The 22,602-nt window shown below is 28.0% G+C and carries 17 protein-coding genes, 1 pseudogene and 1 riboswitch; of the genes and pseudogenes, 2 read left to right on the forward strand and 16 right to left on the reverse strand.

Annotation, left to right across the window (positions count from 1 at the left end; genetic code table 11):
- Positions 1-422 precede the first annotated feature (422 nt).
- The 7 genes from KGF41_RS07885 to KGF41_RS07915 form a co-directional block, all read right to left on the reverse strand.
- A complete protein-coding gene (locus KGF41_RS07885) occupies positions 423-1,133 on the reverse strand; it encodes an HAD family hydrolase (protein ID WP_227839326.1) in 711 nt (236 codons plus the stop codon).
- Positions 1,134-1,220: 87 nt separating this feature from the next.
- Positions 1,221-2,486 carry a class II D-tagatose-bisphosphate aldolase non-catalytic subunit gene (locus tag KGF41_RS07890; protein ID WP_227827806.1) on the reverse strand — a complete coding sequence of 422 codons (1,266 nt, stop codon included), beginning with the start codon at positions 2,484-2,486 and terminating at the stop codon, positions 1,221-1,223.
- A 104-nt stretch (positions 2,487-2,590) separates the two neighbouring features.
- Positions 2,591-2,899, reverse strand: coding sequence for a PTS fructose-like transporter subunit IIB (locus KGF41_RS07895; protein ID WP_227827807.1), 309 nt, complete (start codon positions 2,897-2,899; stop codon positions 2,591-2,593).
- Positions 2,900-2,977: 78 nt separating this feature from the next.
- A complete protein-coding gene (locus KGF41_RS07900) occupies positions 2,978-4,033 on the reverse strand; it encodes a PTS fructose transporter subunit EIIC (RefSeq protein ID WP_227434629.1) in 1,056 nt (351 codons plus the stop codon).
- Between the two features lies 1 nt (position 4,034).
- Complete coding sequence (locus tag KGF41_RS07905; RefSeq protein ID WP_227827809.1) at positions 4,035-4,487, reverse strand: fructose PTS transporter subunit IIA; 453 nt, start codon at positions 4,485-4,487, stop codon at positions 4,035-4,037.
- Positions 4,484-6,514 (reverse strand): PTS sugar transporter subunit IIA, encoded by a 2,031-nt coding sequence (locus KGF41_RS07910; RefSeq protein WP_227856547.1) that lies wholly within the window; start codon positions 6,512-6,514, stop codon positions 4,484-4,486. Before KGF41_RS07910 ends, KGF41_RS07905 begins: the two co-directional genes overlap by 4 nt.
- A 435-nt stretch (positions 6,515-6,949) precedes the next feature.
- Positions 6,950-9,193, reverse strand: a complete 2,244-nt coding sequence (locus KGF41_RS07915) for a GGDEF domain-containing protein (protein WP_227842652.1) — start codon at positions 9,191-9,193, stop codon at positions 6,950-6,952.
- A gap of 582 nt (positions 9,194-9,775) precedes the next feature.
- Here KGF41_RS07915 and KGF41_RS07920 point away from each other — a divergent pair.
- A complete protein-coding gene (locus tag KGF41_RS07920; protein WP_227842653.1) occupies positions 9,776-10,609 on the forward strand; it encodes a serine aminopeptidase domain-containing protein in 834 nt (277 codons plus the stop codon).
- A gap of 168 nt (positions 10,610-10,777) precedes the next feature.
- Here KGF41_RS07920 and KGF41_RS07925 read toward each other — a convergent pair whose 3' ends face one another.
- Positions 10,778-11,659 carry a hypothetical protein gene (locus KGF41_RS07925; RefSeq protein ID WP_227827813.1) on the reverse strand — a complete coding sequence of 294 codons (882 nt, stop codon included), beginning with the start codon at positions 11,657-11,659 and terminating at the stop codon, positions 10,778-10,780.
- 194 nt (positions 11,660-11,853) lie between these two features.
- Between KGF41_RS07925 and KGF41_RS07930 the strand changes: the two genes are divergently transcribed.
- Positions 11,854-12,318 (forward strand): MarR family transcriptional regulator, encoded by a 465-nt coding sequence (locus KGF41_RS07930; RefSeq protein ID WP_227842655.1) that lies wholly within the window; start codon positions 11,854-11,856, stop codon positions 12,316-12,318.
- A 192-nt stretch (positions 12,319-12,510) separates the two neighbouring features.
- On the opposite strand, the gene guaA is transcribed toward KGF41_RS07930, so the two are convergent.
- The 8 genes and pseudogenes from guaA to KGF41_RS07970 all read right to left on the reverse strand — a co-directional run bounded on the left by guaA (position 12,511) and on the right by KGF41_RS07970 (position 22,562).
- Positions 12,511-14,049 (reverse strand): glutamine-hydrolyzing GMP synthase, encoded by a 1,539-nt coding sequence (gene guaA, locus KGF41_RS07935; protein ID WP_227856548.1) that lies wholly within the window; start codon positions 14,047-14,049, stop codon positions 12,511-12,513.
- Positions 14,050-14,272: 223 nt separating this feature from the next.
- A riboswitch (purine riboswitch) is annotated at positions 14,273-14,374 on the reverse strand.
- Between the two features lie 59 nt (positions 14,375-14,433).
- Positions 14,434-15,659: pseudogene (larC, locus tag KGF41_RS07940) on the reverse strand (nickel pincer cofactor biosynthesis protein LarC).
- A gap of 47 nt (positions 15,660-15,706) precedes the next feature.
- Positions 15,707-16,447, reverse strand: coding sequence for a nickel pincer cofactor biosynthesis protein LarB (larB, locus tag KGF41_RS07945; RefSeq protein WP_227827815.1), 741 nt, complete (start codon positions 16,445-16,447; stop codon positions 15,707-15,709).
- 266 nt (positions 16,448-16,713) lie between these two features.
- On the reverse strand, positions 16,714-18,342 hold the full coding sequence (gene groL / locus KGF41_RS07950; RefSeq protein WP_227827816.1) for a chaperonin GroEL: 1,629 nt from the start codon (positions 18,340-18,342) through the stop codon (positions 16,714-16,716).
- Between the two features lie 32 nt (positions 18,343-18,374).
- Positions 18,375-18,659 carry a co-chaperone GroES gene (groES, locus tag KGF41_RS07955; protein ID WP_003420907.1) on the reverse strand — a complete coding sequence of 95 codons (285 nt, stop codon included), beginning with the start codon at positions 18,657-18,659 and terminating at the stop codon, positions 18,375-18,377.
- 192 nt (positions 18,660-18,851) lie between these two features.
- The gene (gene cls / locus KGF41_RS07960) at positions 18,852-20,342 is read right to left on the reverse strand and encodes a cardiolipin synthase (RefSeq protein ID WP_227827817.1); all 1,491 of its coding nucleotides are present in this window, start codon (positions 20,340-20,342) and stop codon (positions 18,852-18,854) included.
- A gap of 19 nt (positions 20,343-20,361) precedes the next feature.
- Entirely contained in the window at positions 20,362-21,237 is an 876-nt protein-coding gene (locus tag KGF41_RS07965; RefSeq protein WP_227827818.1) for a DNA-3-methyladenine glycosylase family protein, read from the reverse strand.
- 293 nt (positions 21,238-21,530) lie between these two features.
- The gene (locus KGF41_RS07970; protein WP_227827819.1) at positions 21,531-22,562 is read right to left on the reverse strand and encodes a YeiH family protein; all 1,032 of its coding nucleotides are present in this window, start codon (positions 22,560-22,562) and stop codon (positions 21,531-21,533) included.
- Positions 22,563-22,602: the final 40 nt, after the last annotated feature.

Below are 22,602 nucleotides of genomic sequence, written 5' to 3' on the forward strand. Positions count from 1 at the left end.
CATTATTATACGAATTATACATCTTAAATTTTATATTAATATACATATATTATCAACTCTTTTTTGAAATTTTTTAAAAAAAATATTCCTTGTATTTTTTTCATTCGCCCTCTTGCGAACTTTATTTACTTTTTTTGATACCTAACAAAATTACTTTTCATTTATTTATTATTTTTTGATAAATAAATATATTTTATATAATTTAGAGTAAACTTACATAATATTTTTTAAATTATAATATTCATAATTCAGTAAGATACTCACTTCTATAAGATATTTACATCAAAATCTATACTAAAAAAGGAAGTTGATTATCATAAATCATCCTCCTTATTCATAGATATACAATTTTATAGTTGTTGACTTACAAAATATCTAGTTTTTAATTTTATTTTACCAATCAATTTATATCTTATTAATAGTTAAATGTCTTTAAATAATTTTTTGTACAATAATGGTATTTCTTGATAATCCAAAATTATAAAGTCAGGTTTATAAACCAACTCCTCTACCCTATGTTCCCTATGATTCATCCAGATACTCTTCCATCCAGCTTTTTTAGAACCTACTACATCATTTTTATAAGAGTCACCTACATAATATGTATTTGCCTTATCTAAATTCATAAATTTCTCAGCCAATCTAAAGATATTAATATCTGGCTTAGAAAAACCAACTTCACTAGAAATAAAAATATTCTCTTCATCAACCCACTTTTCAATATTTAATTGCTTTAATTTCATTCTTTGATGAGAAGATGGTCCATTAGTTATAATTCCAATATTAATATTTTTTTCTTTAGCAAAATTTAAAACTTGCTCCATTTCTGGGATTAGAGTTATTTGTGATTGTTGATATATATACTCATCTTGAAAATTTTGAGCATCTTTTTCTGTAATGGCATTTCCTAATTCTTTAAAAGCTTTCATTATTCTATACACATGCATTTTTTCAATTGGCATCTCTCCACTCTCAGTCAAATGAAATACCTCATCACTATACTTTCTGCTACTTATATATAAATCCTTAACAGAAACATTCTTTATTGAAGAAAACACTTTATCATATGCAATATAAAAAGGTGTTAACTGATTGTATAAAGTATCATCTACATCAAAAATTAAATTAATCAAAATATTAGTCCTCCAAAATTTAATAGTGGTAAATATAATTATAACTATAAATACCTAGTATAACAATACTTACCACTATAAGTCCTATTATTTATTTAAAATTCTAGTAGTTACACCCTTTAGATTATAACATTCTGCATAATCACGTAAAGGACGCTTAATATGGTCTACAACAAATCTTTGACCATCAATGTTATTTTTGCTTAAATTACTATAAAGCACTTCTATCTCTCTTTTAACATCATCATTATTGAATGTATAGTGACCTGCAATATCTAATATCTCATTAGATAGTACTTCATCCTTAAATATTTCTTCAGTAGTTAAACTTTTTTGTTCTCCCATTACCCATTTTCTCCAACGTCCACATTCAATAGCATCTACAAGAAGAACATGTCTAATATTTGAAGTTTTTTCAATTAACCCTTCTTCCTTTAGTTTTCTTTCAACTTCTGCTAGCTTTAAGTATGCTCTAGTCTCTTCAGTACCATATTGAGGAGCAACATTTGTCGCAATAATTTGAGATGGTATATGCTCTAATAAAGTCACATCATCCAAATAATCTCCATTATGTTCTTTTAAACCAACTCCATACTTTTTAGCCATTTGAGCTAAATCATAAGCATTCTTAAAATTAAAAGTTCCTACTTGCTCTGTTTTTCTAGTTAGAGTCCCTGTCTGACCAACTATAAATGTTGGCATTGGTAAATCTCTCTTTTCAAGTTCAACTTTTAATCTAGTTATAAATGTTTCATATGTCTCAGTTGAAGTTAATCCTCCATTTGTTTCCTCTGTCCCAACTTCATATCCTATCTCTGGAAAATTAAGTCTTTTTCTTTCTTTTTCGCAATATTCAATTAATTCTACAGTTCGTTCTAAGACTATATCCAATGGAATCACTTTCCCCATTTCAAATGGATCTTTTGTAGGGTCAATCATTAGTAAATCAAAACCTGCCTCAATATCAGCTAAATAAGATTTTTTTCCTAATTCCATAGCTTTGTCAACAGGTAAATGGTCATTTCTTTCTTTATCTCTTTGCCATGGCCCTCCATGGTCTCTGCATAAGTAATATAAACCATCAAATCCAACTTTATCAGCTATTCTCTTAATATCTCTTGTGAAAGTTTCTTGATTCCAACCATTTACATAGCCTCCACCTAGCTCATCTGCATCTACTTGATTTCTACTGGCAATAAACATTAAAGGAAAATCATCATCTTTCGCTAATTCAAAACTCGCTTGTAACAAATTAGGTGACATAGGACCAATCCCTAAAAGTGTTGCACTTTTCCCCTCTTCTTGTAAGTCTAGTAATCGTTGTACGACAGTTTTTATTGGTAATTTTTTCATTACTATATCTCCTTTTATTCTATTTTTTAAGATGTTTTTAAAGATATTTTTAATAAAATCTTCAATAAAAACATCTTTATGTTATATGTAAAATAAATCAAACTTTATTGAAAAGTATCTTTTATTTTCTTAATTAATGCATCAGATTTTTTAATAATGTCAGACACACTCATTCTTACTACTTTCTTTCCTTTAAAACGCTCCATATTTCTAATCTCAACATCGTTAGTTAATATCACACAGGCTGCTTCTTCAATTTCCTTAGGTGACAACTCATTATCTATTCCAGAACTTCCTTGAGTTTCAACCTTTATTTCTATTCCAAATTTTTTTGCTGATAATTCAAGTGATTCAGCTGACATATAAGTATGTGCTACTCCACTAGGGCAAGATGTTACTGCTACAATTTTCATATCTTCATCTCCTTTAAATTTATAGTTCTACATGCTTTTTTTAAAATTTTATATAAGCTAATTTATTATTTCATATATCTATAATTCTTCGAATATCAATTCAATAGAATCATCTATATCTTCTTCAATTTCTTCATCTTCCTTTACATCTTTCTTTACTAATTTCATCAAGATTGCGACAACAACTGCTCCAGTTAGTACAGATGCTATATAACCCAACCTGTTATCAACAACTGGAAGTACTATCAAGCCTCCCCAAGGAGCATGATTTAAACATCCTAATAAAAAAGCCATAATGTTTCCAATAATTGAACCAGCCATAATACAAGGAATTACTCTAACAGGGTCCGCTGTTGCAAATGGAATAGCTCCTTCCGTGATTCCAACACACCCCATTAGAAGTGATGCTTTTCCTGAATCTCTTTCTTCTTTACTAAATTTTTTTGGGAATAATAATGTTGCTAACCCTAATCCAATTGGAGGTATACAAATCGCAACGCCAACCCCTCCCATTAAGTATGGAAGTGTATCAACTTGTGTTTGAGCAAAAGTCGCAGCAACTTTATTTATAGGGCCACCCATATCAGAAGCTATCATTCCTCCCAAAATACCCCCTAAAGGAATCTTTGAAACACCAGACATTCCATTTAGCCAGTTCGTCATCCATGCCATAAAAGAAGCTATAGGTTCTCCAATTAAAAATACAATTATGCCACCTGTAATCAATGTACCAAGCAAAGGATAAATAAATATGGAACCTAGAGTTCTCATTGTAGGAGCTAATTTTATTTTCTTTAGTTGTAAGACAACAAATCCTGCTATAAATCCTGCTATAATACCACCTATAAAACCAGCATTTACTTCTTTTGCTAAATATGCACCTATCATACCTGGTGCTAGCCCTGGTTTATCTGCCATACTAAATGCTATATATCCACCTAATATTGGGATAAACAAAGCTAGACCTGCAGCACCAATTTGATTTAGTTTAGCTAACCATCCAGTTTCAGGAACAGCAGCTTGCCCACTTAATGTTACTGACAAAGCAAATAATATTCCCCCAGCAACTACAAATGGAATCATATATGATGTTGCTGTCATAAGATGTTTTTGTAAAAACTTTAAAATCCTCACTTTAATCTTCCTCCCCTATCTTTTCTTTTATAAGATTATAAACTGTCTGTTCATCTGACTCTCTAATTTGATTTCTAAAACTCTCATGCATCAATAAACGTGCCAGTTTTGATAAAATCTTTAAATGAAGATTATTCTCATTATCTTTTGTTACTGATATTAAAAATATCAAATCTACTTTTTCACCTTCTTCTGTCCATTCAATAGGAACATCAAGCTTTCCAATTGTAATACAAGAATCTTTGACCCCTATACTTTGACTATGAGGTAGACCTATACCATGCCCAATATATGTTGATAATGTTTCCTCTCTTTTTAAAACATCTTCTAAAAATTGATTTTTATCTCTTAAATACCCCTCTTTTGATACTACATCCACTAATGATGTAATAGCTTCTTCTTTTGAATCTGCTTTCATTTTGAATGAGCATTTTACATTGACTAATTTACTCATACAGTGACCTCCTCCTCATATTTATGAATTAAACCTTCTGCTTCTTCTTTTGTCCTTGCACTTTCTAACATACTAATAAAATTAGTCTTATAAACCATTTTAGTTAAATTAATTATTGCTGGAATTTGCTCTTTTTTATCTCTACTTGCTAGACAAAATATAACTTTAACCTTTTTATCACCAAAACTAATTGGCTCTTTACATATTAGTAAACTTATTGAACTCACTTTAACTAATGAACTATCATTCCCATGTAATAAAGCAAACTCTTCATCTTTTACAGCATAAAAACCTACATTTTTCAAAATATCTATAATATTCTCAGCATATTGTGTTGATACAAAATCACAATCAGCAAGTATATTTGAACTAATTTTAACAGCATCTTCCCACTTCACTTCTTTATCAATTATGTTGATAGTATCAGCCCCTATTAAATCACTTAATTTAAGTTGTCTAGATAATATCCTTTCATCACTATATCCGAGCTCTTGCCATATGATACTCAACACTCTTTTTTGAGCATCTTCTTCTAAGAAATCTAGCCTTTTTTTAATTGATATATAATTAGTCAGGACATTCTTTCTTTTTATTCCTTTTTCTTCAAGTTTTAGATAATCGTTTTCTTGTAAAAATGGATTAATCTCAATAACTACTTTGGGTAAAGTTGTAGCTATCTTTGATGTTGTTATAATGAAATCGATATTTTCCCAGTCCTTATAATCTTGCAATTTATATGCTGGAATACTGTCCAATATATTTATTTGATAATCATTTATTAGAGTATCTTTTAACATAGCAATTACACCATATCCAAATCCACAAACTAATAATATATTTTTATAATTATTTCTCTCGTTTCTTTGTACGCTTCCTAAAAAGTGTATTGCTAAAAGTATTATTTCATTTTCATTTCTTATTTGATTTAACATCCTATTCTTTTGTATAGAAACCTTAGTAGCTTCAAGTACATATTGATATTTATCTGGTATAACATGGAATAGTTCTTCATAGATTTGTATGTTTTGTTTGATTCTTTCTATTAATGGAGCAATATGATTAAGCAAACCTTTATAAAGAATCATATCTTCTTTGAAATCAACACTTAGTATTTCTGACATATTGTAAATTAAATCTTGAACTATTATTTCTGTACTAATCAAATCCATATCTTCATTTAAACTTGCATATTTATTTGTAAAAAACACAAAACTTTTTAACAATAAAATTTGTTCTTTGGTCAATTTCTTTTGAATGATTTGTTCAAATTCTTGGTCAAACTTATTTTCAAAATACGGCTCACTTAATGAAGAAGATTCTAAAGGATGTTTTTCATCTGAATGTATGTACCATGTAAAAAGAAAAATATTTGAAACATACCACGTAAAAGATTCATCATTTAAAGTCCAATCCATTTGGGAAAGTAAATCTGTTGACCAGTTATATATATCATTCAAACAAATTCCTTTGAATATTTGTTCAATAATTTTCACTAAATACTGCTCAAACACACTTAAATCAGACTTTTCTTTACCAAATAGGTAAGAATATGATTTTAATATACTTAATCTTTGTTTATATATAGTGTTTTCATCTCCACTTATTTTGAAAGTCTTATCATATGTAATAGTTATTTTGTTTCTTTCTAATTCATTTGATAAAACATTAAGGTCGTTTTTAATTGAACTTCTAGAAACCTGGAATTCTTTGCTCAACTTTTCTAAATTTAGCTTATCTATTTTAAACATTGATATAATTTTCATAATAGATACTCTCTCAGTTAAAGAAAATACATAGTCATTATTATCTATATATACTACTTGGAAATCTTTAGGAATAATTAATACGCCTTTATTTATCTTTTGTATTAATGGTTTCTTTAGTGACTGTAAAACAATATTTAAATTATTTATGTCATATCTAATTTTTCTTTCTTCTATACTTAGTTGTTGGCTAATCTCCCTATAACTTGTCTTCTCTTTTTCCTTTAGAAAATTCATAATGAGTAACATTCTTCCACTTATCATATTTTCCCTCCTTTCAAAATAATTAGAGTTATTAATACTGCAAATTTTATGTTATTCTGTATATTTTAGTTTTTTTATGTCTAAAAATAGTAACTATCTTTCTATATTCAGAATAATACAATAAAGCTTTAACCACAACTTACAATATTTGAAAATTGTTTTTACAAAATCTGTAGACATATTTTTATCAAAAAATATAATATTTATATTTAAAACTTTATATCATCTACTGATTACAATACATTTTAATATTACATAGTATTTTCAACGCTTTATTGATAACTACTATACATCTATAACTATATGGTCAATAGTTAAATAGTTAAAGGTTTTACTTAAAAGTAAAACTATATCTGAATATTTAACCATACAAGTAAAAAAGGCAAGCTATATATTTAAATTATATAACTTGCCTAAATATTTTATTTTAGAACTCTAATCATTAGATATTTTCAAATTTTTTATTTTATTATCATTATATGTGAATTCTTCAAACTCAGATATTGATAATGGCTTTGAGAAAACATAACCCTGAACATAATCACATCCAATACTTCTTAAGAAATGTACTTGTTCAACTTCTTCAATACCTTCAGCAATTACTTTCATGCCAAGCCTTCTACTAAGTTCAATAACAGATTCTACAACAATTTTACCACGTTCTATATCATTTTTATTCACAAAAAATGAACGATCTAATTTAATTATCTCAACTTTAAAATCCTTTAATATTCCTAATGATGAATATCCAAATCCAAAATCATCTATAGAACATTTAAAACCTTTACTATGAATATCATCTATTACATCAATAGCTTCTGGGCTTTCTAAAAAAATAGATTCAGTAAGTTCTAAGTCTATTAGCCATGTAGGCACATTATATTTATTACATATCATCTCATATTTTTCTAAGAATAATTTATCCTTTAAATGTTGCCTTGATACATTAACAGAAATTATTAATAACTCTTTACATTCTTTTATCCATTTAGAAATCAATTTACATGTTTCTTCAAGCACATACAAGTCTAATTCACATATAAATCCGTTTTTTTCAAAAAGAGGAACAAAATCACTTGGATAAATCATTCCTTTTTCTACACTATTCCAACGAACAAGAGACTCCGCACCTCTAATTTTTCCAGTTTTTATATCAACCTTTGGTTGTAAGCATATAAAAAATTCTTTATCTGCAAGACCCTTTTCCATTAAATTTGATAATTCCTTTTCAAATATCAATCTATTTTTTTCTATATCGCTATAAAAATTAAAATCACTTTTATGAGTTTTATTAAAACTTTTTCTTGCTGTATTTACATGGTCTTGTATTGTTATTAAATCTTCATTATGATTTTCAATAGTGTAAATACCTACTGATATTCTTAAAAAGTATGGGTTTTCTTTGTCTTTATTAAAATAATTAATCTCATTTTCTATTTTATACAATAATTCTAAAACTTCTAATACTGCTCGATTCTTTATAAATAGATAGAATAAGTCTGCATCATGACGACATACAAACTCTTCATCATTAATAATATTCTTTTCCAATACATTATAAATATATTTAAGTGCATTATTTCCTTTTTCACTACCAAAACAATCATTTATTAGCTTAAAATCTTTTATGTTTATTGCTATCATCATGTAGGTGCTATCAGGAGATTTAGAAATTAAAGGTTTTATTAACATACTAAATTTTGTTGAATTAATACCATTTGTTATATTATCTAAATAAGCAATATCTTCGATTTGTTTTATATATTTTCTTCTAATAGTATATAAAATCCATGTTATAATTCCAATAATAAAAATAATTATAAATGTCATTATTATTGTAAAAATGTTTAATTTATTCAATTCACCTAAAACAGCTTCTTCAGGCACTATAAGAACAAAATACCAATCATTTAAATCTTTTGTTACTGGATGATAAGTTAGCAAACACTTTACATTTTTTGATGAAGTTATTATAATTTCTCCTGATTCTTCACTCTTAAAGTCATCCATCATTTTGGGAACCCAATGCTCATTTATAGCACCTCTATATTTATGACTAATATCCTTTATCAACTCACTATTTTTACCTATAAAGAGAGGTTTCCCCTTAGTATTAACAATTTCAATAGTTCCTTCTCCATTAAAACTGTCAATACTAAGAATATTATTCACACTTTCTTTTTGAGAAACGCCGACTAAAATACTAGATACCTCATGTTTATCATCAAATATAGGTACACTGTAGAGTACAACGTCTAGTGACTCTATAAGTTCTGTATATTCTTTACCTTCTATTCCCTTTTTATATGAAACAGTATTCTCTAAGTCCAATTTTTTTCCACTTAAAAACTCTGCTTCACCTTTTAAATCAATTATCCCAATATCAGAATATTCATAACTAGTTTTTCTTTTTGCTAAGTAATCATATCGACTATCGCCTTCATATTGTTTAATAAAATCTGCCATTAGTCTTAAATCAGACAAAATAAACTCAATTTGATTGTCAACATTTGATACAATTTGTGTAGATACATCGTTTAAATAGTTTTTAGTTTGCTTATTAGATATGTTGTACAGTTTTACAGTAGTAAAAACAGTAATTACAAGAATTGAAATAATAAGTGCACATAAAATTATAGACAAAACCATATTGTTTTTTTCGTACCTTGATAATTTCATTTTTTGTCCTCCAAATTATAAGTCCATTTTTAGTATAAATACTAACTCTACAAATTTTATTACTAAAAATCTATCCACACTATATTATAATATTCTATTTACCAATATTCAACAAAACTCCTTTATATTCCAATAATAATTCACGGATAATCTCTTTATTCATTTTATTTATGTAATATTTTCTATTATATTATTGTAGAATATTGTTTAAAAATAAAATTCATAATCTAAATTTATATTTCTATTTATTCAATACTAACAAATTCTATATCCTTAATATCAACAATAGTAAAACAATAGCTTATCATAATGTACAGAGACTATTCTTTGCTCTACTACCTTTGTAAAAATATCAAGATTTTAATCTAAAATTAAAAGGTAGTTTTTAATTATCCTGAAAATAAATTTTATTATATGAATTTCACTATATAAATTTCATTCTAATATACTGCTTTATTATTAATATTATAATACAACTAAAAAATAAATGACTTTAATATGTAACTGTGATAAAATATGACCAATAAATAATTTATAATTTTATTATTCTAATATTTTACATATGAAAGAGAGGAAAAGTAAGTGAGTTGGCAACATATAAAAATACCAAACGGAAATACAGTGATTTTTTGTAATTCATTCATTAGTGGAAAATCATCTACGAATATTATTGTTACACATACTCCTATTGTAACTACGCTTGATTTACAGTTAGCATACGAACCTCTTTCGCAATATGATGTAAATGTCTTTGCCTTTGATTTTTCAGGAACAGGTAAAAGCGGTGGTAATGAAAAAGATTTTTCACGTAATTCAATTGTAAAAGACTTAGACTCTGTCATTGCGTATATAGAAAAGAATTATTCTTCCAACATACATCTATACGGAAATGCAGGTATTGGTGGCATGTTTGCACAGTATTATGCATGTACAAGTAATAAGTTAAAAAGTTTTGCCCAGTTTGCCTGTGTTGATTATAAAAATACGTCAGGGGTAGGTTATTCTTATCCCACTGTTAAATTATTAAACTTTTTCCTCAAACTCCTTCCTAATTTTCATATAACAGTAAAACCACCTAAATATGAAGGTTATAATGAAGCCCATGATAATGCGTTTTACAAAATGATTGAGCAAGACAACCCTAATATTTGGAAAAATAGCACAAAGGTAATGAATACAATGTTAGAATGTTTTGTCGCACAAGATAGTGTAATAAAAAATGGAGTTAATATTCCAACACTTGTTTTTAAAACGCTTCATGACAGATATTTCAAACCTAAGTATTTTGATAGCTATTATAATTCGTTGAGCTGTAAAAAGAAGCTTGTTGAAATTGATGATGTTCATAATAGCTACTATTTAAATAGTGAAAAGTTTTGTCAGACAGTATATGAGTGGTTTATAGAAAATCAATAGAATACAACAAAAATACTAAACATAAAATTCAAGTTTAATGATTAATATATAATAAAGTAAACTGAGTAAGAGGTATAAGTCATTACGACATCTACCTTTTAAAATTCATATGATAAAAACAATCTACCATGATATATTCTACTTGTTTTGAGCTTGCATCCTGTGAAACTAAAAATTATTATTTGACAGAATCACTATAATTCTTTTTTTATTTAACTTATCAAAATAGATAGAGATTATCGCAAGTGTCACAAAAATAGCAACTTTCGTAACCAATTCAGGAATTGGAATATAAATGCCTGCTCGTAGCTGTACAAGAGTTTGTATTGGAAGCATTACCCCAATAACTTTTAATGTTACTAATATCATTCTATATAAAACTAATGAAATATAGCTTTTCTTTTTTATTAATAGATAAATAATAATAAAAACCAAAGGGCTAATAATTCCCATATCAAGCACATAAGTAATTTCTGTAGTATACATTTCTATTCTCTCAAGTGTACTACTTGTAAATAATGAATGTAATACATCTGGTAACCATGCAACAATATTTGAAGTACCTGCTAATATCAAAAACATGTATTCTACCTTTCTTAAATGGAAAGAACAGTTATAGCAAAGTGATATTCCATAAATATCCATCAGTAAAGTAAATAGAGTGAAAAATGAAATTGAAGTTAACAAAATATATACTAGTTGTAACTGATTATGTGCAACACCAAACGAAATACTAAAAGCATAATACAAAACGATACCTAGAATTGTGAGAAAATTTGTTTTTTGTTCTACTGTATCTATATCACGAAATATGTATGAACCAATAACTGGAACAACAATTAAAAACATTACTAAGTCTGAACCTATCAATATAGGTGCCTTGAAATATGAGTCATATTGATAGATACCTGTACCATACATCTCAATAACTTGCCCATATAGGTTTATTGCCTCATATTTATTATCTATAGAGAATGAAAATATTCCACAAACTGTAATGATTAGCAATAGTATGAATATAATGGTTGCTGAAATATTTAGCCAGGTCATTTGTTTTTTCTTTATCATTTGATTTCCTCCCTAAGGTAAAGTATTTAAAGATTCTGAGTGTTGTTAGTTAAGTCAACTGAAAAATACCTTGTGTAAATTATAGTAATAAGTTACTATTTACACTATAGCAACTTATTACTATAATGTAAATAGTAGATTTCACATGAAAGGAATATCTTATGCAAATTAAAAATATGATTAAAAATTTTAGTGGTGAAAGAAATAATGAAGTTCGAGGTATTTTTGCAAGCATATTTATTTTACAGAACCGATTACAAACTATTTTTGATAAAGCAGATGAACATCTTACTTTAAAACAATTTATGCTTCTTACAATGGTAAAGCATGCTGATGAAAAAACTACTTTTACTTATCTTGGAAAACTCTTAGGGTCTTCACGTCAAAATATAAAAAAACTAGCTGTTTCTCTTGAAAGCAAAGGATTTATAGCTATTGAGCATGAACCCAATAATAAAAGAAATACTTCTATTGTATTAACAAAAAAAGCAGATGAATATTCACAAAAAGTACAGGAACTCCATACTGAGAAATTAAACAATATATTTCAAGATTATTCAAATGAAGAAATCAGTCTGTTTTATCAAATGATTACAAAACTATATACAGGAGTTGAAAGAGAAGAAAAACATTATGAGTAAAATAATTATTTATAGCACAAAGTCTAGCTCAACTAAGATATATTATGACTTTGAATTTTACGCATTCCGTTAAAAACATAAATATAACCTAAAAGAATAGTTATACAGCATGATATGTATGAAAACACGTAAAAAATGGACAGAAAAAGAGCTAGAAATGCCCTATTTAAAGGCCTTCTAGCTTACTATTAACTATTCCCACTCTATTGTTCCAGGTGGTTTAGAAGTTATATCATAAACTACTCTATTTACTCCATCAACTTCATTGATTATTCTATTAGAAATTTTCTCTAAAACATCATAAGGCATCTTATACCAGTCAGAAGTCATTCCATCAGAAGAAGTAACTGCTCTTAAACCAACTAAATAAGCATATGTTCTTTCATCTCCCATAACTCCAACAGTCTTAACATCTGGTAATGTTGCAAAAGCTTGCCATATTTCTCTATATAAACCAGCTTTTCTAAGCTCGTCCATATAAACAGCATCTGCTTCTCTTAATATATCACATTTTTCTTTAGTTACATCACCTATAACTCTTATTCCAAGACCTGGTCCTGGGAAAGGATGTCTAAATATTAATCCTTCTTCTATACCAAGCTCTAATCCTATTTTTCTAACTTCATCCTTAAATAGTTCTCTTAATGGCTCAACTATTTCTTGGAAATCTACATCTTCAGGAATTCCACCAACATTATGGTGAGATTTTATAGTAGCAGCACCATTTCCATGTCCACTTTCTATAACATCTGGATAAATTGTTCCTTGAACTAAGAAATCCATTTTTCCTAATTTATTTGATTCTTCTTCAAATACTCTTATAAATTCTTCACCAATTATCTTTCTCTTAGCTTCTGGCTCAGAAATTCCTTTTAATTTAGATAAGAATCTATCTTCTGCATTAACTCTTATTAAATTTATATCGAATTTCTCTCTGAATATTCTTTCTACATCGTCTCCTTCATTTTTTCTAAGCAAACCATGGTCAACAAATATACAAGTCAAGTTATCCCCAATTGCTCTATGAATAAGAACTGCGGCAACAGAAGAGTCAACGCCTCCACTTAAAGCACATAAAGCTTTTTTGTCGCCTATTTTTTCTTTTAATTCTTTTATTTTATCTTCTATAAATGAATCTGTAGTCCAGTCACCTTTTACTTCACATACATTGTATAAGAAATTTTTAAGTATCTTATCCCCTTCTAAACAATGTTCTACTTCTGGATGGAATTGAACTCCATATAGTTTTTGTTCTACATTTTCCATAGCAGCTACTGGACAATCTTTAGTGTTTGCAACTATAGTAAATCCTTCTGGAGCCTTTTCTATTAAATCAGTATGACTCATCCAAACACTATTTGTAGTAATCCCTTCAAATAATAATGATTTTCCATAAGTTATAGATGTTTTTCCATATTCTTTTTCTTGTTTGTTGCCTTTTCTTACAACTCCACCTAATACATGAGACATTATTTGAACTCCATAACATATACCAAGTATTGGTACTCCTAGTTCAAATATTTCTTTTGATATTGTTGGAGAATCCTCTAAGTATGCACTATTTGGCCCACCTGTAAATATTATCCCTTTAGGATTTTTTGCTTTTATTCTTTCTATGCTTGCAGTACATGGAAGTATTTCACAATATACATTGTTTTCTCTAACTCTTCTAGCTATTAACTGATTATATTGACCTCCAAAATCTATTACAAGTACTAATTCATGTTTCATAAATTTACATCTCTCCTTGTATAATATAGTTTTTATATATATTTATTTTAACACAATACAGTCTAAATTATATTAAATCTTTTTACACAAAAAACCTGTATAGTAACTTCCATAATTTCTAACAAAAGTGAAATTACTATACAGGCTTCCAAAATGACCCTTATCTTATAGCCAACACATAGGGAGTATAACTCAGCCTACACATTTACTTAACTAGGTCTTTTGGTATAATAATTTCACTCATAGTCAAGATATTTACGGTATCTTGGTAGAGACTCTCAGACCATATCTCTGAGCATATACGAGTGAGTTTATATTTTATATATTTTTTTCTGTTTACTTTTATTTATTAAGGCTGAGTATTAATTTATCAAAATTTATTACTTATGTCAATAAGTTTTCACTAAATTCTTCTTTTATTCTAAAATTTATATCAGCAAACACTTTTTTTATAGGAATATCTTCATTTTTTGCTATAGTTTTACATTCATTATATTCTGGAGTAGCTTTAACTAATTTATCTTTGTAATACCCTAGTTTTATTGTAACTAATCCATATTCTGTATCTAATTTTACAAACTTTCTATCTAAAATTTCTCTGTTGTACGCATTATATCGTACTCCAAAAGTGCTAGTTTCTAAAAGCAATATTTCAATAAATTTTTCTAAATCTACTTTATTACATAAAATCGATATTTTCGTTGCAGGTCTATTCTTTTTCATATAAATGCTTTCTGTATAAATATCTAACGCTTTCTCGTCTAATATTTTTTCATACAAATAAGAATATACTTCCGAAGACATATCATCGATATTTGCACTAATTTCATAAATTAATTCTTCTTTTTTTTTTCGCCTAATACTGTTCTTAGCATATTAGGTACTTCAAATTTCTTATGACCTATTCCATATCCAATTTGTATTGGAGAAAACTCAAAATCCTCTATAAACTCATCACACAGAACTTTTATTATTGCAGCTCCTGTTGGAGTTGTACATTCTCCTCTTACATTATTTAATTTAATTGGTACACCTCTTAATATTTCCATAGTTGCAGGTGCAGGTACAGGCATGACTCCATGGTCACATTTTACAAATCCTGAGCCAACAGACACTGTACTAGAATAAATCTTATCTATACAAAGTAAATCAACTAATATAGATGCTCCTACGATATCTACAATTGAATCTATAGCCCCTACCTCATGGAAGTGTATCTTATCTATCGTAGTTCCATGAACCTTTGCTTCTGCTTCTCCAATTACCATAAATATTTTTTTAGCATTAGATTTTACATTTTCATTTAAATCACTTTCATCTATAATTTCAAATATATCCACTAAATTCCTGTGAATATGTGTTTCTTTCGTAATTACTTTTACTGTTGTACCTGATATTCCACTTTCATTTTTTGAGCTTATATTTATATTAAATTCATCGCTCATTTTTAGTTTATGAATTTCCTCCAAAAAAATTTCCTTAGGTACACCTAAATTTAATAAGCTTGCAAGGGTCATATCCCCTGATATACCACTTACTATATCAAAATAAAGTATTTTTTCACTCATATATTTCTCCTCAGTTTTAATAATGAAAAATCTAATAAACATTAGATTAATATCGTATAATTTATGTCTAATTTATATCAATATATTTATTATAATTTGTTTATCATAGCTGCCAAATATCCTGCTCCAAAACCATTATCAATATTTACAACAGATATTCCAGACGCACAACTATTTAACATAGCCAATAATGCTGCTAATCCTCCAAAATTGGCTCCATATCCGACAGATGTTGGGACAGCTATTACTGGAACATCAACTAGACCTCCAATTACACTTGCAAGTGCACCTTCCATTCCTGCAACAGCTACTACTACCCTGGCACTATCTATTTTATGTCTCTTATTTAAAAGTCTATGTATACCAGCCACTCCAACATCATATATTCTATCAACATCATTACCTAAAAATTTAGCTGTATAATATGCTTCATCTGCTACTGGTATATCAGAAGTTCCTCCTGTTGCAATTACAATTTTGCCTTTTCCAACATTCTCTATAACATGATTTTGAATTTTAAGAATTTTAGATAATTCCTCATATTCAGCATGACTATAAATTTCTTTAACTTTTAAAAATGTTTCTTTTCTACATCTTGTCCCCAATATATTAGAACCTTTTTGATTCATTTTATCAATAATTCCTAAAATATGTTCATCACTTTTACCTTCACAATAAATTACTTCTGGATATCCATTTCTTAATTCTCTATGATGGTCTATATTTGCATATCCAAGGTCTTCATAGGGTAAATCTTTTAATTGTTCTAATGCAACATCTATATCAATGTTTTCATTTTTAACCTGTTCAAGCAATTTTCTTAAATCCATATTATCGCATCCTTTTAAACTTTGATTTATTCTCTACCAACAATTATACCTTAATTAATATATATCTAACATCATAACCTAAAAAATAACAATACCACTTCAAAGATATTATTATAGTCTAGATACTAATTATCCAAATATATATATTAAAGTTGTAAATACATAAAAAATTAGATATATACAAAAGAACTATTTCAACTTAGATATTAAAATCTAAGTCAAAATAGTTCTCTATCTTAAAATTTATATTTTTAAATATTTTAAGATTACATCATTCCTGGCATACCGCCACCCATTCCTGGCATTCCTACATCTTCTTTTTCAGGAAGGTCAGCAACAGCAGCTTCAGTAGTTAAGAAAGTACTTGCTATTGATGCAGCATTTTGTAAAGCACTTCTACTAACTTTAGTTGGGTCAACTATACCAGCTTCTATCATATTTACATATGTTTCATTTAAAGCATCAAATCCAGTTTCTGCTTCAGCATTAACAACATTTTGTACAATTACAGCACCTTCAAGACCAGCATTTATAGCTATTTGTCTTAATGGTTCTTCTAATGCTTTTTTAACTATTTGAGCTCCTAGTTTAACTTCTCCAGTTAAACTATCAACTAGTGTTCCTATTGCTGGTATAACACTAACAAAAGCAGTTCCTCCACCAGCTACTATTCCTTCTTCTACAGCAGCTCTAGTTGCATTAAGAGCATCTTCTATTCTTAATTTTCGTTCTTTTAACTCAACCTCTGTAGCAGCTCCAACTTTTACAACAGCTACCCCACCAGCAAGCTTAGCTAATCTTTCCATTAATTTTTCTCTATCAAAATCTGAAGTAGTTTGCTCTACTTGATGTTTGATTTGATTTACTCTATCTTCTATAGCTTTTTTATCTCCAGAACCATCTACTATTGTAGTATTTTCTTTAGTTACTTTAACAGATGAAGCTCTACCTAACATAGATAAATCAGCTTCTTTTAAATCATATCCTAATTCTTCTGATATTACTTGACCACCTGTAAGTATAGCTATATCTTGAAGCATTTCTTTTCTTCTATCTCCAAATCCTGGAGCTTTAACTGCTACTACATCAAATGTTCCTCTTAATTTATTAACAACTAATGTAGATAATGCTTCACCTTCTACATCTTCAGCGATTATTAGTAGCTTTTTACCTTGTTGAACTATTTGTTCAAGAATTGGTAATAGTTCTTGTATGTTAGATATTTTTTTATCAGTAATTAATATATATGGGTCGTTTAAAACTGCTTCCATCTTGTCTACATCTGTAACCATATATGCAGAAACGAATCCTCTGTCAAATTGCATACCTTCAACAGCATCCAATTCAGTATTCATAGTTTGAGATTCTTCAACAGTTATAACTCCATCTTTACCTACTATTTCCATAGCTTCTGCTATTAATTTTCCAACTTCTTCATCACCAGCAGATATAGAAGCAACTTGAGATATAGCTTCTTGTGTTTCTACTATTCTTGATTGATTTTTTAATTCTTCTACTGCTACTGTTACTGCTTTTTGTATTCCTTTTCTTAAAAGTATTGGGTTAGCACCTGCTGTTACATTTTTTAAACCTTCTCTGATTATAGCTTGTGCTAAAACTGTAGCAGTTGTAGTACCATCTCCAGCTACGTCGTTAGTTTTAGTTGCTACTTCTTTAACTAACTGAGCTCCCATATTTTCAAATCTATCTTCTAATTCTATTTCTTTTGCTATAGTTACACCATCATTAGTTATAAGTGGAGAACCAAATTTTTTATCTAATATAACATTTCTTCCTTTAGGTCCTAATGTTACTTTTACTGTATCTGCTAATTTATTTACACCAGCTTCTAAAGCTCTTCTTGCTTCCTCTGAAAATTTAATTTCTTTAGCCATTTTAAACCCCTCCTAATAAATTTATTCTATATTTATTCAATAACAGCTAATACATCACTTTGTCTTAGTATTGTATATTCTTGCCCTTCTATTTTAACTTCTGTTCCAGAATATTTTTGGAATATAACTTTGTCTCCAACTGTCAATTCCATCTTTATTTCTTTTCCTTCAACTATTCCACCTGGTCCAACTTCTACAACTTCAGCTATTTGAGGTTGCTCTTTAGCTGCTCCTGGTAAAACTATTCCACTTGCAGTCTTTTCTTCTGCTTCTACTTTTTTAATTACTACTCTGTCAGCTAATGGTCTTATTTTCATTATTCACGCCTCCTAAAATATTAAGTATAGACTAGTTTGCCTATGTTTTTAGTTATTTTTAAATTAATACTACTTTTGTATGTAGATTTATATATATACTTTTTATTTATTATCACTCTATCTACTAGAGTGCTAACAATTATTATAATATACCAATCACACATAATTTTCAATACCTTTTTTAATAATTTTTTATAATATTGGTGAAAATAATCTGGCTACAGATTCTTTAATTTTTTGTACAATATTTCTGTTCATGAATACCTCTAAATTAAGCTCTTCACAATGACTTAAATCTTCAAAGAAATCATCTGTCATTACCTTGATAACATCTTCATCATAAATAAAAGCATTCACTTCAAAGTTGAGCATAAAACTTCTTAAGTCCATGTTTGCTGTACCCGCAGAAGCAATTTTATCATCTATTATTACTACTTTGGAATGTATAAATCCTTTTTTATACAAATAGACTTTACCACCTGCTCTTAATATTTCTTCAAAATATGAATAAGATGCTATATTAACTATTTTGTGGTCTGCAATTTTAGGAAATATTATTCTTACATCTACACCACTAAGTGCAGCACTTTTTATAGCTTTCAGCAGACTCTCATCCGGAATAAAGTATGGAGTTTCTATATAAACATTTTGTTTAGCTTGACATATAGCAGAAAAATAAGCATAATGAATGTCTTCCCAATCACTATCTGGTCCGCTAGCTACCACTTGTATCATACTTTCACCTACATTTCCGACACTTGGAAAGTAATTTTTAGTGACTAAAACCTCTTTTGTTGTATAATACCAATCAATCAAAAATGTCATTTGAAGCATATATACAGAAATTCCTTTAATTCTAATATGAGTATCTCTCCAATACCCAAACTTCTCATTTTTTCCTAAATATTCATCTCCTATATTTATTCCACCTGTATATCCAATTATTCCATCAATAACAACAATTTTTCTATGATTCCTATAGTTTAACTTTCCTCCTATTATAGGGAATTTTGTAGGTAAAAAAGCTGCTATTTCTATACCTACTTCTCTCATTTCTCGGAAAAATTTTCTATTAAACCAAAATCTCCAACACCCTACATCATCATATAAAATTCTTATTTTAATACCTTCCTTAGCTTTTTTTATAAGTTCTTCTTTTAACACCCTACCTATTTCACTGTCTTTGATTATAAAGTACTCTAAATGAATATGGTCTTTAGCTTCTCTTATATCTTCTATAAGTCTCTTAAATTTTTCATTTCCATCTACAAAAACATCTACTTTATTGTTTTTAGTAAATGGAAACATCCCAGTCTTTAGTAGCATGCTTATGACTCTTTTTCTATAGCTACCATCTTCTTCATCTCTTAAAAGCTTATTTTGCCTTATAGATTCTTTTTCTAGTTCAACAATTTCTGTTATCTTTTCTAATGTATCAAAAAGTTTCTTTTCTTTTATATTATTAGCTAGTTTTTGAGTTTTAAATAATTTTCGTTTTCTAATATTTCTACCCGAAATAGCATATATAATTAACCCTATCCCAGGAAATATGATAAACATCAATAACCAAGACATGGTTTTTGCAGGATCTCTATTTTCAAGTAATATAATTACAGAAATTATGGCTCCAGCTAGATATGATATAATTAAATAGAACAGAAATATTGTGCCTATCACTCCCATAATTCCTTCCCCCTTAAGTCTATTTTCCTATACCAAGCTCTCTTGCATAGTAAAATAGATATTGTTGTGCAAATCCAGACATTTCTCCAAATTTATCAATCCCATAAGTTCTCATTTTAGGTAAACTCATATCTTCATTTATGTAGAACTCTTGCATAACTCTCTTAACCCATACATCAACTGGAAAAGAATCATATTTTTGCATGCCAAATAACGCAATACAATCACATACCTTTGGACCTACTCCATTAAATTTTAAAAGCTCTTTTCTACAATCATCTGTACTTAGATTTACATATTCAGATACCTTATCATTATTTTCTATAACAGCTTGTGTAGTACTCTTTATGTACTTGTCTCTAAAACCTGTTTGACATGCTCTTATTTGCTCTTGTGAGGCTTTATTTAACTCTTCTGGTGTTGGAAATGCATAGTATTCTTTACCTTCATACTCACCTATGTATTTACCAAAACTTTTTGATAAGTTTTCTATAGCTCTTTGTATCATAGGAATTCTATTATTAGAAGAAATTATGAATGATATAAGCATTTCCCATCCATCTTGTCTCAATATTCTTATTCCCCATCCAAATTCAGTAGCTTTATTTAAATATTCATCCATACTTTTTAGATTGTTTTTTATTTCTGTATAATCAGTCCCTAAATCAAAGTAATTATACCAAATGCTATTAAACTCCTCTAAATTTGTATTATTTAAATATACTTTATCATCTTCTTTTTTTACATTTAATATTCTACCTTTCGCAACTCCTGTGTATGAGCCATCTTCTTGCTTTTGCCATCTAAAACATTGACCACACTCAAATATATGTTTTGGATCAAAATCTGTTACTCCTTCTAGTATAACTACATTATTCTTTTCATAAACATTCATATAAAAAATCTCCTTAATATTTATATTTTTATTTTATTTATCTGCTTAAATACTTAACTGTGATATGTGCATTTTTCTTATTTTAACACAAAGATAACTAATTTCAAAATTTATAATGTTATTATTATGTAAAATAATATTTTACTTTAAATTTTCACTATAAATAAAAAATGAACTCCAATAAGCTTATACCCATCTACGCTTATTAGAATTCATTTTTTATTTATATTATCGATTATTAATAACATATTATTTTGATTAAGTAGATTGATATTATAATCAATACTTTTATTCTATATAAATATCTTTATCAAAACTATCGCTGATATAACTTGTACTGTTCCTACAAATAAACCATATAAAGAAACTGCTTTACCTTGTCTTACTAAGTCTTTTACATTAACTTTTAATCCAATTGCTGCTAGTGCTATTATTTCAAATTTATTACTTATTTCTTTGCACAATACAGATACTTCTTTTGGTATGATATTAATTGAAAAAAGTGCACAAGTTATGAAAAAACCAATTACATACCATGGTATATTTATTTTTTTCTTTTTTATTTCATCTTTTTCTTCTTCAATAATTTCACTGTTAGACTTATTTTTCAAATGACCAAATACTAAAACAACTACAACTAAGAATATTACTCTCATTATTTTGAAAATAGTTGCTAAATCCTTTACATTTTCCCCAACTATAGCTCCACTTGCCACAACTTGACCAATTGATTGTAATGTACCACCTATCATTGCTGATGTTTTTACAAGTTCATGACTATATAAGAATTGAGATATTATTGGAAGTAAAAACATAAGAAATATACCAGTAACATTTACAATAGTTATTGCTATTCCTTTTTCTTTGTCTGTAGCATTAACTACTGGAACTGTTGCTGCTATAGCAGAAGAACCACATACTGCATTTCCACTTGCCATAAGAAATCTAAAGTTTTCACCAAAACCTAGCTTTTTACCTATATAAAGTGCTGATACTATTGTTATTGTCATTTGTAATATTATAAACAATATACCTGAAATCTTTAAATCTATTAGAGTAGATATACTAAGTGTTGCTCCTAATAATACTATTGAATATGATAGCAAATCTGTTTCTGAAAATTTATAACCCTTTTGAAATACTTTCTGGTTTAAAAATAAATTTCCTACAAACATACCCAAAAATATAGAGATTGATGCTGCTCCTACCTTAGGTATTAATGTCGAAATAAATATACTAATATAACCTACTAATACTGATACAAACAATCCAGGTAATATTTCTTTTATATTCTTTAATGTAAAACTACTTTTATTTTTTAACATAATATACCTACCTTCCAATTAATATAGTTTTCTTTACAAT

The sequence above is a fragment of the Clostridioides sp. ZZV14-6150 genome, assembly GCF_020657875.1.
Classification (GTDB): domain Bacteria; phylum Bacillota; class Clostridia; order Peptostreptococcales; family Peptostreptococcaceae; genus Clostridioides.

What these genes read in the sequence shown, in the direction of transcription:
- KGF41_RS07970 (WP_227827819.1), bottom strand. Translation starts at nt 22,562, where the DNA reads ATGTTAAAAAATAAAAGTAGTTTTACATTAAAGAATATAAAAGAAATA.
- groL (WP_227827816.1), bottom strand. Translation starts at nt 18,342, where the DNA reads ATGGCTAAAGAAATTAAATTTTCAGAGGAAGCAAGAAGAGCTTTAGAA.
- KGF41_RS07965 (WP_227827818.1), bottom strand. Translation starts at nt 21,237, where the DNA reads ATGAATGTTTATGAAAAGAATAATGTAGTTATACTAGAAGGAGTAACA.
- KGF41_RS07910 (WP_227856547.1), bottom strand. Translation starts at nt 6,514, where the DNA reads ATGATAAGTGGAAGAATGTTACTCATTATGAATTTTCTAAAGGAAAAA.
- KGF41_RS07905 (WP_227827809.1), bottom strand. Translation starts at nt 4,487, where the DNA reads ATGAGTAAATTAGTCAATGTAAAATGCTCATTCAAAATGAAAGCAGAT.
- KGF41_RS07915 (WP_227842652.1), bottom strand. Translation starts at nt 9,193, where the DNA reads ATGAAATTATCAAGGTACGAAAAAAACAATATGGTTTTGTCTATAATT.
- KGF41_RS07930 (WP_227842655.1), top strand. Translation starts at nt 11,854, where the DNA reads ATGATTAAAAATTTTAGTGGTGAAAGAAATAATGAAGTTCGAGGTATT.
- groES (WP_003420907.1), bottom strand. Translation starts at nt 18,659, where the DNA reads ATGAAAATAAGACCATTAGCTGACAGAGTAGTAATTAAAAAAGTAGAA.
- KGF41_RS07890 (WP_227827806.1), bottom strand. Translation starts at nt 2,486, where the DNA reads ATGAAAAAATTACCAATAAAAACTGTCGTACAACGATTACTAGACTTA.
- KGF41_RS07925 (WP_227827813.1), bottom strand. Translation starts at nt 11,659, where the DNA reads ATGACCTGGCTAAATATTTCAGCAACCATTATATTCATACTATTGCTA.
- larB (WP_227827815.1), bottom strand. Translation starts at nt 16,447, where the DNA reads ATGGATTTAAGAAAATTGCTTGAACAGGTTAAAAATGAAAACATTGAT.
- cls (WP_227827817.1), bottom strand. Translation starts at nt 20,342, where the DNA reads ATGGGAGTGATAGGCACAATATTTCTGTTCTATTTAATTATATCATAT.
- guaA (WP_227856548.1), bottom strand. Translation starts at nt 14,049, where the DNA reads ATGAAACATGAATTAGTACTTGTAATAGATTTTGGAGGTCAATATAAT.
- KGF41_RS07895 (WP_227827807.1), bottom strand. Translation starts at nt 2,899, where the DNA reads ATGAAAATTGTAGCAGTAACATCTTGCCCTAGTGGAGTAGCACATACT.